Below are 16,613 nucleotides of genomic sequence, written 5' to 3'. Positions count from 1 at the left end.
GATTCATCCACAGCTGGTTAAATCTTGTGCAAAGGGTTCTTTAGGAAGGGCTAAGTCCCTATACTTGCCGCCAAAGCTCTAAAACTCTTTCAACAAACAATTCCTGATTACCTACATAAGCAGGCACGAGGTGCGTGGTGGATTTCCCTTCCCGTTTTGAAGTGATCGTCATCGGCGGCGGTCATGCCGGTACCGAGGCAGCACTGGCGTCAGCACGCATGGGCGTAAAAACCCTGTTGCTGACGCATAACGTGGAAACCCTCGGTGCCATGAGTTGCAACCCTGCCATCGGTGGTATCGGCAAAAGCCATCTCGTCAAGGAAATCGATGCCCTTGGCGGCGTGATGGCCATGGCTACCGACAAAGGTGGTATTCAATTTCGTGTGCTCAACAGCCGTAAAGGTCCGGCCGTACGCGCCACTCGGGCACAAGCTGACCGCATCCTGTACAAGGCCGCGGTGCGCGAAACCCTGGAAAACCAGCCGAACCTGTGGATATTTCAACAGGCAGCGGACGACCTGATTGTCGAGCAAGACCAGGTGCGCGGTGTTGTCACGCAAATGGGTCTGCGTTTCTTCGCAGAATCCGTGGTGTTGACCACTGGTACCTTTCTTGGCGGACTTATCCACATCGGCATGCAGAACTACTCCGGTGGTCGCGCTGGTGATCCGCCCTCGATTGCCTTGGCAAAACGGCTGCGTGAGTTGCCACTGCGTGTCGGCCGCTTGAAAACCGGAACCCCGCCGCGAATTGACGGGCGTTCTGTGGATTTCTCGGTCATGACCGAACAAGCCGGCGATACACCGATCCCGGTCATGTCGTTCATGGGCTCCAAGGAACAGCATCCTAAACAGGTCAGTTGCTGGATCACGCATACCAATGCCCGCACCCACGAAATCATCGCCGCGAACCTCGACCGTTCGCCGATGTATTCCGGGGTAATCGAAGGCATCGGCCCGCGTTATTGCCCGTCGATTGAAGACAAGATCCATCGCTTTGCCGACAAGGAAAGCCATCAGGTCTTCATCGAGCCCGAAGGTTTGACGACCCATGAGCTGTACCCGAACGGGATTTCCACTTCCCTGCCGTTCGACGTGCAAATCCAGATCGTGCAGTCGATTCGCGGCATGGAAAATGCGCATATCGTCCGCCCTGGCTACGCCATCGAGTACGACTACTTCGATCCACGCGACCTGAAGTACAGCCTGGAAACCAAAGTGATCGGCGGTCTTTTCTTCGCCGGGCAAATCAACGGCACCACCGGGTACGAAGAAGCCGGCGCCCAAGGTTTGCTGGCCGGTACCAACGCGGCATTGCGTGCACAGGGCAAAGACAGCTGGTGCCCGCGTCGCGATGAGGCATACATCGGCGTATTGGTCGACGACCTGATCACCCTGGGTACCCAGGAACCGTACCGGATGTTCACGTCGAGGGCGGAATACCGTCTGATCCTGCGCGAAGACAATGCCGATCTGCGCTTGACCGAAAAAGGTCGCGAGCTGGGATTGGTCGATGACGCCCGCTGGGCGGCCTTCTGCAAAAAACGCGAGAGCATCACGCTCGAAGAGCAGCGCCTGAAAAGCACCTGGGTCCGCCCTGGCACAGAGCAGGGTGATGCGATCGCCGAAAAATTCGGCACGCCGCTGACTCACGAATACAACTTGCTGAACTTGCTCTCCCGTCCGGAAATTGACTACGCCGGCCTGGTCGAAGTGTCCGGTGGTGGTGCGGAAGATCCGCAAGTCGCCGAGCAGGTCGAAATCAAGACCAAGTACGCCGGTTACATCGACCGTCAGCAGGACGAGATCGCTCGCCTGCGCGCCAGTGAAGATACCAAGCTGCCTGTGGATATCGACTACACCGGGATTTCCGGGCTGTCGAAGGAAATTCAGAGCAAGCTGGGGATAACTCGGCCGGAAACGCTAGGCCAGGCTTCGCGTATACCGGGTGTCACTCCGGCAGCTATTTCGCTGTTGATGATTCATTTGAAAAAACGCGGCGCGGGCCGTCAGTTGGAGCAAAGCGCTTGAGTTCGTTGGTCACCTCGCAACACGCCGAAGAGTTATCCACAGGTGCACGCCAGTTGGGCGTCGACCTGACCGAAGCCCAGCACGCCTTGCTGATGGGCTACCTGGCCCTGTTGATCAAGTGGAACAAGGCTTACAACCTGACGGCAGTGCGCGATCCGGACGAAATGGTTTCGCGCCATTTGCTCGACAGCTTGAGCGTGATGCCGTTTATCGAGAACGGTCGCTGGCTGGACGTCGGCAGTGGCGGCGGCATGCCTGGCATTCCACTCGCCATCCTGTTCCCAGAATCGCAGGTCACTTGCCTGGACAGCAACGGCAAGAAAACCCGCTTCCTGACCCAGGTCAAACTCGAACTCAAGCTGGACAACCTGCACGTTATCCACAGTCGCGTCGAAAGCTTTACGCCTGAGCAGCCCTTCAACGGAATTGTTTCCCGGGCGTTCAGCAGCATGGAGAACTTCAGCAACTGGACACGCCACCTGGGCGACCGCGACACCCGCTGGCTGGCAATGAAGGGCGTCCATCCAAGCGACGAGCTGTTAGCATTGCCGGCAGACTTCCACCTCGATAGCGAACACGCCTTGGCCGTACCCGGTTGCCAAGGCCAACGCCATCTGCTGATACTGCGCCGCACGGCATGATTGGGAACACAAGCAAGAATGGCTAAGGTATTCGCGATTGCGAACCAGAAAGGTGGCGTGGGCAAAACCACCACCTGCATCAACCTCGCAGCATCCCTGGTCGCGACCAAGCGCCGGGTGCTGTTGATCGATCTCGATCCACAGGGCAACGCCACCATGGGTAGCGGTGTGGATAAACACGGCCTGGAAAACTCGGTCTACGACTTGCTGATCGGCGAGTGCGACCTGGCCCAGGCCATGCACTATTCCGAGCACGGCGGTTATCAACTGCTGCCGGCCAACCGCGACCTGACCGCGGCGGAAGTGGTGTTGCTGGAAATGCAGATGAAAGAAAGCCGTCTGCGCAGCGCCCTGGCGCCGATCCGTGAGAACTACGACTACATCCTGATCGACTGCCCGCCGTCACTGTCGATGCTGACGCTCAACGCGCTGGTGGCCGCCGATGGGGTGATTATCCCCATGCAGTGCGAGTACTACGCATTGGAAGGCTTGAGCGACCTTGTGGATAACATCAAGCGCATCGCCGAACTGCTCAACCCGAAGCTGCAGATCGAAGGTTTGCTGCGGACCATGTTCGATCCGCGCCTGAGCCTGATGAACGATGTTTCCGCGCAGCTCAAGGAACACTTCGGCGACCAGCTCTACGACACGGTGATTCCACGCAATATTCGCCTGGCCGAAGCGCCAAGCTACGGCATGCCGGCGCTGGCCTACGACAAATCGTCCCGTGGCGCCATTGCTTACCTGGCGCTGGCCGGCGAGATGGTGCGTCGCCAACGTCGCAATTCACGCACCGCTGCTGCCCAGCCAACTTAAGGAATCCCCATGGCCGTCAAAAAACGAGGTCTCGGACGTGGACTGGATGCACTCCTGAGTGGTCCGACCGTCACTTCGCTGGAAGAACAAGCGGTGCAGGCCGATGAACGTGAGCTGCAGCATCTGCCCCTGGACCTGATCCAGCGCGGCAAGTACCAGCCGCGCCGGGACATGGACCCGCAGGCACTCGAAGAGCTGGCCAACTCGATCAAGGCCCAGGGCGTGATGCAACCGATCGTGGTGCGCCCGATCGGCGGTGGCCGCTTTGAAATCATCGCCGGCGAGCGCCGCTGGCGCGCCAGTCAGCAGGCCGGCAAGGAAACCATTCCGGCGATGGTGCGCGATGTGCCGGATGAAACCGCTATCGCGATGGCGTTGATCGAAAACATTCAACGTGAAGACCTCAATCCGATCGAGGAAGCGATCGCGCTGCAACGTTTGCAGCAGGAGTTCCAGCTGACCCAGCAACAAGTCGCCGAGGCCGTGGGCAAATCCCGCGTGACCGTGTCCAACTTGCTGCGCTTGATCGCGCTGCCGGAAGTCATCAAGACCATGTTGTCCCATGGCGACCTGGAAATGGGTCATGCCCGTGCTTTGCTCGGTTTGCCGGAAAATCAACAGGTTGAAGGGGCGCGACACGTTGTCGCACGAGGGCTTACCGTTCGTCAGACCGAAGCCTTGGTTCGCCAATGGTTGAGTGGCAAGCCTGCACCGGTTGAAGCCGTCAAACCTGATCCGGATATCGCCCGTCTCGAGCAGCGCCTGGCCGAGCGCCTAGGCTCTGCGGTGCAAATCCGCCATGGCAAGAAAGGCAAAGGGCAATTGGTCATCGGCTATAACTCCCTCGACGAGCTTCAAGGCGTCCTTGCCCACATCCGTTGAAACAATCGCTGAAACATTTACTCATGTAGCGCGTGATCGGAAATCACTACCCAGCAGTTGAATAGGGGCAGAACCGCCCCTATACTCTGCGCGCATTTTGTCGGCACAAAGTATGCCAAGTTATTGATTTCCGGCAGCCGACCATTGAGGAGCAAGAGTGATGGAAACCCGCACGCCAAACACGTTGCCGTTCCATCGCTTGGCCGTTTTTCCGGTTTTATTGGCTCAACTTGTCATTTTGCTGATCGCCGCATTGGCGCTTTGGTATTGGCATGGAGTCGTAGCCGGATATTCCGGACTCTGCGGAGGCCTGATAGCCTTGCTACCCAATATGTATTTTGCTCACAGGGCCTTTCGGTTTTCCGGCGCCCGAGCAGCCCAGGCTATCGTCCGGTCCTTTTATGCCGGCGAGGCGGGGAAACTGATTTTGACGGCAGTGCTGTTCGCACTGACCTTTGCAGGTGTGAAGCCATTGGCGCCGCTGGCTGTATTCGGCGTCTTCGTGCTGACCCAACTGGTCAGCTGGTTCGCTCCCCTGCTAATGAAAACAAGACTTTCGAAACCTTAGGGCGTTTGAGGCAACCATGGCAGAAACAACCGCTTCGGGCTATATCCAGCACCACTTGCAGAACCTGACCTTCGGTCAGCTTCCCAACGGCGGCTGGGGCTTCGCCCACACCGCAGCAGAAGCCAAGGAAATGGGCTTCTGGGCTTTCCACCTGGATACTCTGGGTTGGTCGGTCGCATTGGGCCTGATCTTTGTCCTGATTTTCCGCATGGCGGCAAAGAAGGCGACGTCCGGTCAGCCAGGTGCTTTGCAGAACTTCGTTGAAGTATTGGTCGAATTCGTCGATGGCAGCGTGAAAGACAGCTTCCATGGCCGCAGCCCGGTGATCGCACCGCTGGCACTGACCATCTTCGTCTGGGTGTTCCTGATGAATGCTGTCGACCTGATCCCGGTTGACTGGATTCCTCAGCTGGCCATGGCGATCTCTGGCGATCCGCACATTCCATTCCGTGCCGTATCGACCACTGACCCGAACGCTACCCTGGGCATGGCCCTGTCGGTATTCGCGTTGATCATTTTCTACAGCATCAAGGTCAAGGGCATCGGCGGTTTCATTGGCGAACTGACCCTGCACCCGTTCGGCAGCAAGAACATCTTCGTTCAAGCTTTGCTGATCCCGGTGAACTTCCTGCTGGAATTCGTGACCCTGGTTGCCAAGCCGATTTCCCTGGCCTTGCGACTGTTCGGCAACATGTATGCCGGCGAGCTGGTGTTCATTCTGATCGCTGTGATGTTCGGCAGCGGTCTGCTCTGGCTTAGCGGCCTGGGCATCGTTCTGCAGTGGGCGTGGGCTGTGTTCCACATCCTGATCATCACCCTGCAGGCCTTCATCTTCATGATGCTGACCATCGTCTACCTGTCGATGGCGCACGAAGAGAACCATTAAGACCAGTCTCGACTAGTCTGATGTCCTTCCCGGTGAAACGGGAAGGTGGCCCTTCAGGGCTATGAAACGATTTGTTTTACCGCTTTAAAATCTAAAAAACCTAAACCATACGACGTAAAAGTCGGGAGGAAAGATGGAAACTGTAGTTGGTCTAACCGCTATCGCTGTTGCACTGTTGATCGGCCTGGGCGCCCTGGGTACTGCCATTGGTTTCGGCCTGCTGGGCGGCAAATTCCTGGAAGGCGCAGCGCGTCAACCAGAAATGGTTCCAATGCTGCAAGTTAAAATGTTCATCGTTGCCGGCCTGCTCGACGCCGTGACCATGATCGGCGTTGGTATCGCCCTGTTCTTCACCTTCGCGAACCCCTTCGTTGGTCAACTCGCTGGCTAATCACTCGACTTTTCGAGTGATTAGGGTGATGGACAACGAATGAGCGAGGTGTTGGCGTGAACATTAATGCAACCCTGATTGGCCAATCCGTTGCGTTCTTCATTTTTGTAGTGTTTTGCATGAAGTTCGTGTGGCCTCCGGTCATCGCGGCTTTGCACGAACGTCAGAAGAAGATCGCGGATGGTTTGGACGCTGCCAGCCGTGCAGCTCGCGACCTGGAGTTGGCCCAAGAGAAAGTGGGTCATCAACTGCGCGAAGCTAAAGCACAGGCAGCTGAGATCATTGAGCAAGCCAAGAAGCGCGGTAACCAGATCGTCGAAGAGGCTGTTGAAAAAGCCCGCGTCGAAGCTGACCGTGTGAAGGCTTCGGCTCATGCCGAGATCGAACAGGAACTGAACGGCGTCAAAGACGCGCTGCGTGCCCAACTGGGTGCTCTGGCGGTCGGCGGTGCTGAGAAGATCCTCGGTGCCACAATCGATCAAAACGCGCACGCGGAGCTGGTTAACAAACTGGCTGCTGAAATTTAAGCGAGGGCGATCATGGCAGAACTGACCACGTTGGCCCGACCTTACGCTAAGGCAGCCTTCGAGCACGCCCAGGCCCACCAGCAACTGGCCTCTTGGTCAGCCATGCTCGGCCTGGCTGCAGCAGTGTCGCAAGACGACACCATGCAGCGCGTGCTCAAGGCCCCGCGCCTGACGAGCGCAGACAAGGCCGCCACTTTTATTGAAGTGTGCGGCGACAAGTTTGATGTGAAAGTGCAGAACTTCATTCACGTCATTGCCGAAAACGACCGTCTCCCGCTATTGCCGGAGATCGCCGCTCTGTTCGACCTGTACAAGGCCGAAGCAGAGAAATCGGTAGACGTTGAAGTGACCAGTGCTTTTGCATTGAACCAAGAACAGCAAGACAAACTCGCCAAGGTTCTCAGTGCACGACTCAATCGGGAAGTGCGCCTGCAAGCTTCGGAGGACGCATCCCTGATTGGTGGTGTTGTTATCCGTGCCGGCGACCTGGTTATCGATGGCTCGATTCGCGGCAAAATCGCGAAACTTGCCGAAGCATTGAAATCTTGAGTTTGAAGGGGCAGCAGAGCAATGCAGCAACTCAATCCTTCCGAAATAAGTGAAATTATCAAGGGCCGCATCGACAAGCTCGATGTGACCTCCCAAGCCCGTAACGAAGGCACTGTCGTCAGCGTATCTGACGGCATCGTGCGGATTCACGGTCTGGCCGACGTTATGTACGGCGAGATGATCGAGTTTCCGGGCGGCGTCTACGGTATGGCCCTCAACCTGGAGCAAGACTCCGTAGGTGCCGTTGTATTGGGCGCGTACACCAGTCTGGCTGAAGGCATGAGCGCCAAGTGCACAGGCCGCATCCTGGAAGTTCCGGTGGGTAAGGAACTGCTGGGTCGCGTAGTCGACGCACTGGGTAACCCTGTTGACGGCAAAGGTCCACTGGGCAACACCGAGACCGACGCGGTCGAGAAAGTTGCTCCAGGCGTGATCTGGCGTAAGTCGGTAGACCAGCCTGTACAGACTGGCTACAAGGCTGTCGATGCCATGATCCCGGTCGGCCGTGGCCAGCGTGAGCTGATCATCGGTGACCGTCAGATCGGTAAAACCGCTCTGGCGATCGACGCGATCATCAACCAGAAGAACAGCGGCATTTTCTGCGTCTACGTAGCCATCGGTCAGAAGCAATCGACCATCGCCAACGTGGTTCGCAAGCTGGAAGAAAACGGCGCCCTGGCCAACACGATCATCGTGGCTGCCAGTGCTTCGGAATCTCCTGCGCTGCAATTCCTGGCACCGTACTCCGGTTGCACCATGGGTGAATTCTTCCGCGACCGCGGTGAAGACGCGCTGATCGTTTATGACGATCTGTCCAAGCAAGCAGTGGCTTACCGCCAGATTTCCCTGCTGCTGCGCCGTCCACCAGGCCGTGAAGCCTACCCAGGCGACGTGTTCTATCTCCACTCCCGTCTGCTGGAGCGTGCATCCCGCGTTTCCGAAGAGTACGTAGAGAAGTTCACCAACGGCGCAGTGACCGGCAAAACCGGTTCCCTGACCGCACTGCCGATCATCGAAACCCAGGCTGGCGACGTTTCCGCGTTCGTTCCGACCAACGTGATCTCGATCACCGACGGTCAGATCTTCCTGGAATCGGCCATGTTCAACTCAGGCATCCGTCCTGCAGTGAACGCCGGTGTTTCGGTATCCCGTGTGGGTGGTGCCGCTCAGACCAAGATCATCAAGAAGCTCTCCGGTGGTATCCGTACCGCTCTGGCTCAGTACCGTGAACTGGCGGCATTCGCCCAGTTCGCTTCTGACCTGGACGAAGCGACCCGCAAGCAACTTGAGCATGGTCAGCGCGTTACCGAGCTGATGAAGCAGAAGCAATACGCCCCGATGTCGATCGCTGACATGGCGTTGTCGCTGTATGCCGCTGAGCGTGGGTTCCTGACCGACGTTGAAATCGCCAAGGTCGGCAGCTTTGAACAAGCGCTGATTGCTTACTTCAACCGCGATCACGCCGAACTGATGGCGAAGATCAACGTGAAGGGTGACTTCAATGACGATATCGACGCTGGCATGAAAGCCGGTATCGAGAAGTTCAAGGCCACCCAAACCTGGTAAGCCGCAGCGGGAGCCGCAAGGCTCCCGCTTGCTAACCTGATAGGTGTTACATGGCAGGCGCAAAAGAGATTCGCAGTAAGATTGCGAGCATCAAAAGCACGCAAAAGATTACCAGCGCCATGGAAAAAGTGGCGGTCAGCAAAATGCGCAAGGCACAAATGCGCATGGCTGCTAGCCGTCCTTATGCGGAGCGTATCCGCCAGGTAATTGGGCATCTGGCCAACGCCAACCCGGAATACCGCCACCCGTTCATGATCGACCGCGAAGTCAAGCGTGTGGGTTATGTGGTAGTGAGCAGTGACCGTGGTTTGTGCGGTGGTCTGAATACCAACCTGTTCAAGGCCCTGGTCAAGGACATGGCGGTAAACCGCGAAAAGGGCGTCGAGATCGATCTGTGTGTTGTGGGTAGCAAGGGTGCGGCCTTTTTCCGTAACTTCGGCGGTAACGTCGTTGCAGCTATCAGCCACCTGGGTGAAGAGCCGTCGATCAATGATTTGATCGGCAGTGTGAAGGTGATGCTGGATGCGTACCTGGAAGGCCGGATTGACCGCCTGTCCGTGGTATCCAACAAGTTCATCAACACCATGACCCAGCAGCCAACCGTGGAGCAATTGATCCCACTGGTGGCGACTCCGGATCAGGAACTCAAGCACCACTGGGACTACCTCTACGAACCAGACGCCAAAGAGCTGCTTGACGGCTTGATGGTGCGCTACGTGGAGTCGCAGGTGTACCAGGCGGTGGTCGAGAACAACGCAGCTGAACAAGCGGCGCGGATGATCGCGATGAAAAACGCTACCGATAACGCCGGTGATCTGATCAGCGATTTGCAGCTGATCTACAACAAGGCGCGTCAGGCTGCGATCACCCAAGAGATCTCGGAAATCGTCGGCGGCGCTGCCGCGGTTTAACGGTTCAAATATTCAGAGGATCCAGCTATGAGTAGCGGACGTATCGTTCAAATCATCGGCGCCGTTATCGACGTGGAATTCCCACGCGACAGCGTACCGAGCATCTACAACGCGCTGAAAGTACAAGGCGCGGAAACTACTCTGGAAGTTCAGCAGCAGCTGGGCGACGGCGTAGTTCGTACCATTGCGATGGGTTCCACCGAAGGCTTGAAGCGCGGTCTGGACGTTGTCGACACTGGCGCAGCCATCTCCGTACCGGTCGGTAAAGCGACCCTGGGCCGGATCATGGACGTACTGGGCAACCCAATCGACGAAGCTGGCCCGATCGCGACCGAAGAACGCTGGGGCATTCACCGTCCTGCGCCATCCTTCGCTGAGCAAGCGGGCGGCAACGACCTGCTGGAAACCGGCATCAAGGTTATCGACCTGGTTTGCCCGTTCGCCAAGGGCGGTAAAGTCGGTCTGTTCGGTGGTGCCGGTGTAGGCAAGACCGTAAACATGATGGAACTGATCCGTAACATCGCCATCGAGCACAGCGGTTATTCCGTGTTCGCCGGTGTGGGTGAGCGTACTCGTGAGGGTAACGACTTCTACCACGAGATGAAGGACTCCAACGTTCTGGACAAAGTGGCACTGGTTTACGGTCAGATGAACGAGCCGCCGGGAAACCGTCTGCGCGTAGCACTGACCGGCCTGACCATGGCCGAGAAGTTCCGTGACGAAGGTAACGACGTTCTGCTGTTCGTCGACAACATCTACCGTTACACCCTGGCCGGTACCGAAGTATCCGCACTGCTGGGCCGTATGCCTTCTGCAGTAGGTTACCAGCCGACCCTGGCTGAAGAGATGGGCGTTCTGCAAGAACGTATCACTTCGACCAAGGAAGGTTCGATCACCTCGATCCAAGCGGTATACGTACCTGCGGATGACTTGACCGACCCGTCGCCAGCTACCACCTTCGCCCACTTGGACGCCACCGTCGTTCTGTCCCGTGACATCGCTTCCCTGGGTATCTACCCAGCGGTTGATCCACTCGACTCGACTTCGCGTCAGCTGGACCCGAACGTGATCGGCCAGGAGCACTACGACACCGCTCGCGGCGTTCAGTACGTGCTGCAGCGCTACAAAGAACTGAAGGACATCATTGCGATCCTGGGTATGGACGAGCTGTCGGAAGCCGACAAGCAGTTGGTAAACCGTGCTCGTAAGATCCAGCGTTTCTTGTCGCAGCCGTTCTTCGTGGCTGAAGTCTTCACCGGTGCCTCGGGTAAATACGTTTCCCTGAAAGACACCATTGCTGGCTTCAAAGGCATCCTCAACGGTGACTACGACCACCTGCCAGAACAAGCGTTCTACATGGTCGGCGGCATCGAAGAAGCGATCGAGAAAGCCAAGAAACTGTAATCCTGGCGCCCGGAAACGGGCGCTCATCAGGTTGAGGCAATCAGATGGCTATGACAGTCCATTGCGATATCGTCAGCGCGGAAGGGGAAATCTTCTCCGGTCTGGTAGAAATGGTGATTGCACACGGCGAACTCGGTGACCTGGGTATTGCCATGGGCCACGCGCCGTTGATCACCAGCTTGAAGCCAGGTCCGATCACTCTGACCAAGCAAGGCGGGGAAAAGGAGGTGTTTTACATCTCTGGTGGTTTCCTCGAGGTTCAGCCGAACATGGTCAAGGTACTTGCCGACACTGTGCAACGTGCTGGCGACCTGGATGAAGCCTCCGCTCAGGAAGCCGTAAAGGCTGCCGAGAAGGCGCTGAATGAAAAAGGCGCAGACTTCGACTACAGCGCTGCTGCAGTCCGTCTGGCCGAAGCCGCAGCCCAGCTGCGGACGCTCCAGCAGATCCGCAAGAAGTAAACGGCCTGGCCGTTGCGCTTCACGCGTGATTGATTAAAAAGGGTAGCCTCGGCTACCCTTTTTCTTTTTTTCGCAAAACACTTCTTTGGTCTGAAGCCGGACCGCCCAGGATTGGTAGCCATTCATGTCTCTTGAAATCGTAATTCTCGCCGCAGGCCAGGGCACCCGCATGCGCTCGGCCCTGCCCAAGGTGCTGCACCCGGTCGCAGGCAATTCCATGCTGGGCCATGTTATCCACAGTGCCCGACAGCTGGACCCACAGCGCATTCACGTCGTCATCGGGCACGGTGCCGATGTGGTCCGCGAGCGTCTGGCCGCAGACGACTTGAATTTCGTATTGCAGGACAAGCAACTGGGCACCGGCCACGCCACCGCCCAAGCGGTGCCGTTCATTACCGCTGACACCGTGCTGATCCTGTACGGTGACGTGCCGCTGATCGAGGTGGAAACCCTGCAGCGCCTGCTCAAGCACGTGGTGCCTGGCCAGATGGGCCTGCTCACCGTTGAGCTGGACGACCCCACCGGCTACGGACGCATCGTGCGTGACGCCGAGGGCAAGGTAGCGGCCATTGTCGAACACAAGGACGCCAGTGAAGTCCAGCGCGCCATCACCGAAGGCAACACCGGTATTCTCGCGGTGCCTGCCGATCGCCTGGCCGACTGGATGAGCCGTCTGTCCAACAACAACGCCCAAGGCGAGTACTACCTGACTGACGTCATCGAGATGGCGGTCAGTGATGGCCTCGTGGTCGCCACCGAACAGCCCCACGACCCGATGGAAGTGCAGGGCGCCAACGACCGTAAGCAACTGGCCGAGTTGGAGCGTCACTATCAGCTGCGTGAGGGCCGCCGCCTGATGGCCCAGGGCGTCACCTTGCGCGACCCGGCGCGTTTCGATGTGCGTGGCGAGGTGACCGTGGGCCGCGATGTGCTGATCGACATCAACGTGATCCTTGAAGGCCGAGTAATCATCGAAGATGACGTGGTGATTGGCCCCAATTGCGTGATCAAGGACAGCATCCTGCGCAAAGGTGTGGTGGTCAAGGCCAATACCCACATCGACGGCGCGGTGATGGGCGAGGGCAGCGATGCCGGTCCGTTTGCGCGGTTGCGTCCTGGTACGGTGCTGGGCGCCAGGGCACACGTGGGGAATTTTGTTGAACTGAAAAACGCACGCATGGGCGACGAGGCCAAAGCTGGCCACCTGGCTTACCTCGGTGATGCGGTGATCGGTGCCCGCAGCAACATTGGCGCAGGCGCAATCACCTGCAACTACGATGGTGCCAACAAATACCAGACGACCATTGGTGAAGACGTGTTCATCGGCTCCAACAACTCACTGGTCGCACCCGTCACTATCGGCGATGGTTCCAACACCGCGGCCGGCTCGACCATTAACCAGGATGTGGATAAGTCTCAACTGGCGGTCGCCCGTGCCCGCCAACGCAACATCGACGGCTGGAAACGCCCAGTCAAAATCAAAAAGACCTAAGTTATCCACAGTTTCAAAAACGGTGGTATCCAAATGTGGGAGGGGGCTTGCCCCCGATAGCGGTGGTCCAGTCGACGTAAAAGCTGACTGATCTTCCGCCATCGGGAGCAAGCCCCCTCCCACAATTGTTTGTGTACAGCTTAAAAAATGGGGTGTACCGCTTGACGATCTTTCGCCAATGGGTTTTGATTGCCTTCGTTATCTTTCGAAACGAAACTTATCATCACCATGTCGAAACGAAATACCCCCCAACGTCGCCACAATATCCTGACCTTGCTCAATGAACAGGGCGAAGTCAGTGTGGATGAACTGGCCAAGCGTTTCGAAACATCGGAAGTCACCATCCGCAAGGACTTGGCCGCGCTCGAAAGTAACGGCCTGCTCCTGCGCCGCTACGGTGGCGCAATCACCATGCCGCAGGAACTGGTGGGCGATGCGGCCCAACCGGTCTCGGCCTACAAGCGCGCCATCGCCCGTGCGGCCGTGGTGCGCTTGCGTGAACACGCACGCATCATCATCGACAGCGGCAGCACCACCGCGGCAATGATTCCTGAGCTGGGCCACCAGCCCGGCCTGGTGGTCATGACCAATTCCCTGAACGTGGCCCGCGCCTTAAGCGAGTTGGAGCATGAACCGGTGCTGCTGATGACCGGCGGCACCTGGGACCCGCATTCGGATTCGTTCCAGGGCCAGGTCGCGGAGCAGGTGCTGCGCTCCTACGACTTTGATCAACTGTTCATCGGCGCCGACGGCATCGATTTGCAGCGCGGTACCACCACCTTCAACGAGTTGTTGGGCCTGAGCCGCGTCATGGCCGAAGTCGCCCGCGAAGTGGTGGTGATGGTCGAATCCGACAAGATCGGCCGCAAGATTCCCAACCTGGAACTGCCTTGGAGCAGCGTCCATACCCTTATCACCGATGATCGCCTGCCGCTTGAGGCCCGCGACCAGATCCAAGCCCGCGGCATTACGCTGATATGCGCGGCAATCATCTAGGAGAAATACCATGTGTGGAATTGTTGGCGCAGTCGCCGAACGTAATGTAACCGCCATCCTGATCGAAGGCCTCAAGCGCCTGGAATACCGTGGCTACGACAGCGCCGGTGTGGCCGTCTTCACCAACGCTGGCAAGCTGGAGCGTACGCGTCGTCCGGGTAAAGTCAGCGAGTTGGACCAGGCCCTGGCCGGCGAGCCGCTGGTTGGCCGCCTGGGTATCGCCCACACTCGTTGGGCCACCCACGGTGCGCCGTGCGAGCGCAACGCTCATCCGCATTTCTCGGGCGACCTGGCGGTGGTGCACAACGGCATCATCGAAAACCACGAAGTGCTGCGCGAACAGCTCAAGGGTCTGGGCTATGTGTTCACCTCGGACACCGACACCGAAGTCATCGCCCACCTACTCAACCACAAGCTCAAGGACCACAGCGACCTGACCACCGCCCTCAAGGCCACGGTCAAGGAACTGCACGGCGCCTACGGCCTGGCCGTGATCAGCGCCAGCCAACCTGACCGCCTGGTTGCCGCACGCAGTGGCAGCCCGTTGGTGATTGGCCTGGGCCTGGGGGAAAACTTCCTCGCCTCCGACCAACTCGCCCTGCGCCAGGTCACCGACCGCTTCATGTACCTGGAAGAAGGCGACATTGCCGACATCCGCCGTGAAAGCGTACAGATCTGGGACGTGAACGGTCAGTCCGTCGAGCGCGAAGCCGTGCAATACCGCGACGGTGCCGAAGCCGCTGACAAAGGCGAGTTCCGCCACTTCATGCTCAAGGAAATCCACGAGCAGCCGTCCGTGGTGCAGCGCACCCTGGAAGGTCGCCTGAGCCAGAACCAGGTGTTGGTCAACGCCTTCGGCCCACAAGCCGCCGAGCTCTTCGCTAAAGTGCGCAACGTGCAAATCGTCGCCTGCGGCACCAGCTACCACGCCGGCATGGTTGCGCGTTACTGGTTGGAAGAACTGGCCGGCATCCCGTGCCAGGTCGAAGTCGCCAGCGAATTCCGCTACCGCAAGGTGGTGGTGCAGCCCGACACCCTGTTCGTGACCATCTCCCAGTCCGGCGAAACCGCCGACACCCTGGCCGCTTTGCGTAACGCCAAGGAGCTGGGCTTCCTCGGCAGCCTGGCGATCTGCAACGTGAGCATCAGCTCCCTGGTGCGTGAATCCGACCTGACCCTGCTGACCCAGGCTGGCCGTGAAATCGGTGTAGCCTCGACCAAAGCCTTCACCACCCAGCTGGTCGGCCTGTTGCTGCTGACCTTGTCCCTTGGCCAAGTGCGCGGCACCCTGGCCGAAGGCGTCGAAGCCACCCTGGTGGAAGAGCTGCGCCGCCTGCCGACCCGCCTGGGTGAAGCCCTGGCCATGGACAGCACCGTGGAAAAAGTCGCCGAGCTGTTTGCCGACAAAAACCACACCCTGTTCCTTGGCCGTGGCGCTCAGTACCCGGTGGCAATGGAAGGTTCGCTGAAACTCAAGGAAATCTCCTACATCCACGCCGAAGCCTACCCTGCCGGCGAGCTGAAACACGGCCCGTTGGCCCTGGTGGATGACGACATGCCAGTGGTCACCGTGGCGCCGAACAACGAGCTGCTGGAAAAGCTCAAATCCAACCTGCAGGAAGTACGCGCCCGTGGCGGCCAGTTGATCGTGTTTGCCGACGAAAAGGCCGGCATGACCAACGGTGAAGGCACTCACGTGATCAACATGCCGCACATTCACGACACCCTGTCGCCGATCCTCTACACCATTCCGCTGCAGTTGCTGTCGTACTATGTCGCCGTGCTTAAAGGCACCGACGTCGACCAGCCGCGCAACCTGGCGAAGTCGGTCACGGTGGAGTAAGCCTCACTGACGTACCCAAAAAAGGGGCTGTTTTCAACAGCCCCTTTTTTTACGTTTTGAATTCGCTCAATTCAAGGATGCCGACTGATGCAAAATCCTACTGTCTACGTACGTCTGCACAATCGCCGGTTTGTGGTCGCCGACAACGCTCAGGGACTGTCCGGCACCGGCACCGTATTTCACTACCGAGTCGAAGATGACGCGATTTCGAGCACTTACCAGGGGGGCCGAATTCGCCTGGGCACTCAAGTCGGACGAGTGACCGGTCCAGATACCATCGAGCTCCTGTACCAGTGCCTGACCCTAGAAGGAGAACTGCTTGCTGGCTGGTCACGTGGCACGGTTGGCGTTGATCACGCCGGGCGCACGACGTTGAGTTTTGTTTGGGGCTGGCTGTCGGGAGCGATAGGAGGCGGAGAGTCTAACTACGTCGAGATCACTGCTTAAAGAGCCCGTAGTTCAGGGTTAGGCTGCACCGCATTTACTGTAGGAGCGAGCTTGCTCGCGAAAAACCTGAGAACGCCACCTGGCACCAATCTGTGCGCGTTACGTCCCTCGCCAGCAAGCGCGCTGCTACGACGCTATGCGCTCACGTCTGCTGAAGCAATGCAGTCCAGCGAGCGGTCTACAATCACCTTGGCCATTTCAAC

General features: G+C 58.2%; 17 protein-coding genes. All 17 read left to right on the top strand.

Annotated elements, in window-relative coordinates; all coding sequences use genetic code 11:
* The first annotated feature begins 137 nt into the window (after positions 1-137).
* The 17 genes from mnmG to QF045_RS02825 all read left to right on the top strand — a co-directional run bounded on the left by mnmG (position 138) and on the right by QF045_RS02825 (position 16,410).
* The gene (gene mnmG / locus QF045_RS02905) at positions 138-2,030 is read left to right on the top strand and encodes a tRNA uridine-5-carboxymethylaminomethyl(34) synthesis enzyme MnmG (RefSeq protein WP_306490979.1); all 1,893 of its coding nucleotides are present in this window, start codon (positions 138-140) and stop codon (positions 2,028-2,030) included.
* Positions 2,027-2,671: a 16S rRNA (guanine(527)-N(7))-methyltransferase RsmG gene (rsmG, locus tag QF045_RS02900; protein ID WP_306490978.1), complete on the top strand. Its 645-nt coding sequence runs from the start codon at positions 2,027-2,029 to the stop codon at positions 2,669-2,671. The genes mnmG and rsmG overlap by 4 nt, the downstream gene beginning before the upstream one ends.
* 18 nt (positions 2,672-2,689) lie before the next feature.
* On the top strand, positions 2,690-3,487 hold the full coding sequence (locus QF045_RS02895) for a ParA family protein (RefSeq protein ID WP_124388889.1): 798 nt from the start codon (positions 2,690-2,692) through the stop codon (positions 3,485-3,487).
* Positions 3,488-3,496: 9 nt separating this feature from the next.
* The gene (locus QF045_RS02890; protein WP_306490977.1) at positions 3,497-4,369 is read left to right on the top strand and encodes a ParB/RepB/Spo0J family partition protein; all 873 of its coding nucleotides are present in this window, start codon (positions 3,497-3,499) and stop codon (positions 4,367-4,369) included.
* A gap of 160 nt (positions 4,370-4,529) precedes the next feature.
* Positions 4,530-4,937 carry a F0F1 ATP synthase subunit I gene (locus QF045_RS02885; protein ID WP_043048220.1) on the top strand — a complete coding sequence of 136 codons (408 nt, stop codon included), beginning with the start codon at positions 4,530-4,532 and terminating at the stop codon, positions 4,935-4,937.
* Positions 4,938-4,953: 16 nt separating this feature from the next.
* Positions 4,954-5,823, top strand: a complete 870-nt coding sequence (atpB, locus tag QF045_RS02880) for a F0F1 ATP synthase subunit A (RefSeq protein WP_124388887.1) — start codon at positions 4,954-4,956, stop codon at positions 5,821-5,823.
* A gap of 133 nt (positions 5,824-5,956) precedes the next feature.
* The gene (gene atpE, locus QF045_RS02875; protein WP_002555987.1) at positions 5,957-6,214 is read left to right on the top strand and encodes a F0F1 ATP synthase subunit C; all 258 of its coding nucleotides are present in this window, start codon (positions 5,957-5,959) and stop codon (positions 6,212-6,214) included.
* A gap of 56 nt (positions 6,215-6,270) precedes the next feature.
* Complete coding sequence (locus tag QF045_RS02870; protein ID WP_003177066.1) at positions 6,271-6,741, top strand: F0F1 ATP synthase subunit B; 471 nt, start codon at positions 6,271-6,273, stop codon at positions 6,739-6,741.
* 12 nt (positions 6,742-6,753) lie between these two features.
* Complete coding sequence (locus tag QF045_RS02865; protein ID WP_003195833.1) at positions 6,754-7,290, top strand: F0F1 ATP synthase subunit delta; 537 nt, start codon at positions 6,754-6,756, stop codon at positions 7,288-7,290.
* Positions 7,291-7,311: 21 nt separating this feature from the next.
* A complete protein-coding gene (atpA, locus tag QF045_RS02860) occupies positions 7,312-8,856 on the top strand; it encodes a F0F1 ATP synthase subunit alpha (protein ID WP_003177064.1) in 1,545 nt (514 codons plus the stop codon).
* A gap of 50 nt (positions 8,857-8,906) precedes the next feature.
* Entirely contained in the window at positions 8,907-9,767 is an 861-nt protein-coding gene (atpG, locus tag QF045_RS02855) for a F0F1 ATP synthase subunit gamma (protein ID WP_010207685.1), read from the top strand.
* A 27-nt stretch (positions 9,768-9,794) separates the two neighbouring features.
* Entirely contained in the window at positions 9,795-11,171 is a 1,377-nt protein-coding gene (gene atpD, locus QF045_RS02850) for a F0F1 ATP synthase subunit beta (protein WP_032857187.1), read from the top strand.
* A gap of 44 nt (positions 11,172-11,215) precedes the next feature.
* On the top strand, positions 11,216-11,632 hold the full coding sequence (locus QF045_RS02845; RefSeq protein WP_003177061.1) for a F0F1 ATP synthase subunit epsilon: 417 nt from the start codon (positions 11,216-11,218) through the stop codon (positions 11,630-11,632).
* Positions 11,633-11,756: 124 nt separating this feature from the next.
* Entirely contained in the window at positions 11,757-13,124 is a 1,368-nt protein-coding gene (gene glmU, locus QF045_RS02840; protein ID WP_306490976.1) for a bifunctional UDP-N-acetylglucosamine diphosphorylase/glucosamine-1-phosphate N-acetyltransferase GlmU, read from the top strand.
* Between the two features lie 228 nt (positions 13,125-13,352).
* Complete coding sequence (locus tag QF045_RS02835; RefSeq protein ID WP_306490975.1) at positions 13,353-14,120, top strand: DeoR/GlpR family DNA-binding transcription regulator; 768 nt, start codon at positions 13,353-13,355, stop codon at positions 14,118-14,120.
* A 10-nt stretch (positions 14,121-14,130) separates the two neighbouring features.
* Positions 14,131-15,963: a glutamine--fructose-6-phosphate transaminase (isomerizing) gene (gene glmS / locus QF045_RS02830; protein ID WP_306490974.1), complete on the top strand. Its 1,833-nt coding sequence runs from the start codon at positions 14,131-14,133 to the stop codon at positions 15,961-15,963.
* A gap of 87 nt (positions 15,964-16,050) precedes the next feature.
* Positions 16,051-16,410, top strand: coding sequence for a hypothetical protein (locus QF045_RS02825; RefSeq protein WP_306490973.1), 360 nt, complete (start codon positions 16,051-16,053; stop codon positions 16,408-16,410).
* Positions 16,411-16,613: the final 203 nt, after the last annotated feature.

Origin of the sequence: Pseudomonas sp. W4I3 (assembly GCF_030816195.1) — a bacterium.
Classification (GTDB): Bacteria; Pseudomonadota; Gammaproteobacteria; order Pseudomonadales; family Pseudomonadaceae; genus Aquipseudomonas.
The sequence above is the reverse complement of the archived record's forward strand: the minus strand, read 5'-3'. Positions and strand labels throughout refer to the sequence as shown.

Bases quoted from the DNA above. Each gene is read 5' to 3' on its own strand.
- QF045_RS02865 (WP_003195833.1), top strand. From the start codon at position 6,754: ATGGCAGAACTGACCACGTTGGCCCGACCTTACGCTAAGGCAGCCTTC.
- QF045_RS02835 (WP_306490975.1), top strand. From the start codon at position 13,353: ATGTCGAAACGAAATACCCCCCAACGTCGCCACAATATCCTGACCTTG.
- atpA (WP_003177064.1), top strand. From the start codon at position 7,312: ATGCAGCAACTCAATCCTTCCGAAATAAGTGAAATTATCAAGGGCCGC.
- glmU (WP_306490976.1), top strand. From the start codon at position 11,757: ATGTCTCTTGAAATCGTAATTCTCGCCGCAGGCCAGGGCACCCGCATG.
- atpE (WP_002555987.1), top strand. From the start codon at position 5,957: ATGGAAACTGTAGTTGGTCTAACCGCTATCGCTGTTGCACTGTTGATC.
- QF045_RS02890 (WP_306490977.1), top strand. From the start codon at position 3,497: ATGGCCGTCAAAAAACGAGGTCTCGGACGTGGACTGGATGCACTCCTG.
- glmS (WP_306490974.1), top strand. From the start codon at position 14,131: ATGTGTGGAATTGTTGGCGCAGTCGCCGAACGTAATGTAACCGCCATC.
- QF045_RS02825 (WP_306490973.1), top strand. From the start codon at position 16,051: ATGCAAAATCCTACTGTCTACGTACGTCTGCACAATCGCCGGTTTGTG.
- QF045_RS02885 (WP_043048220.1), top strand. From the start codon at position 4,530: ATGGAAACCCGCACGCCAAACACGTTGCCGTTCCATCGCTTGGCCGTT.
- QF045_RS02845 (WP_003177061.1), top strand. From the start codon at position 11,216: ATGGCTATGACAGTCCATTGCGATATCGTCAGCGCGGAAGGGGAAATC.
- atpD (WP_032857187.1), top strand. From the start codon at position 9,795: ATGAGTAGCGGACGTATCGTTCAAATCATCGGCGCCGTTATCGACGTG.
- QF045_RS02895 (WP_124388889.1), top strand. From the start codon at position 2,690: ATGGCTAAGGTATTCGCGATTGCGAACCAGAAAGGTGGCGTGGGCAAA.
- atpG (WP_010207685.1), top strand. From the start codon at position 8,907: ATGGCAGGCGCAAAAGAGATTCGCAGTAAGATTGCGAGCATCAAAAGC.
- atpB (WP_124388887.1), top strand. From the start codon at position 4,954: ATGGCAGAAACAACCGCTTCGGGCTATATCCAGCACCACTTGCAGAAC.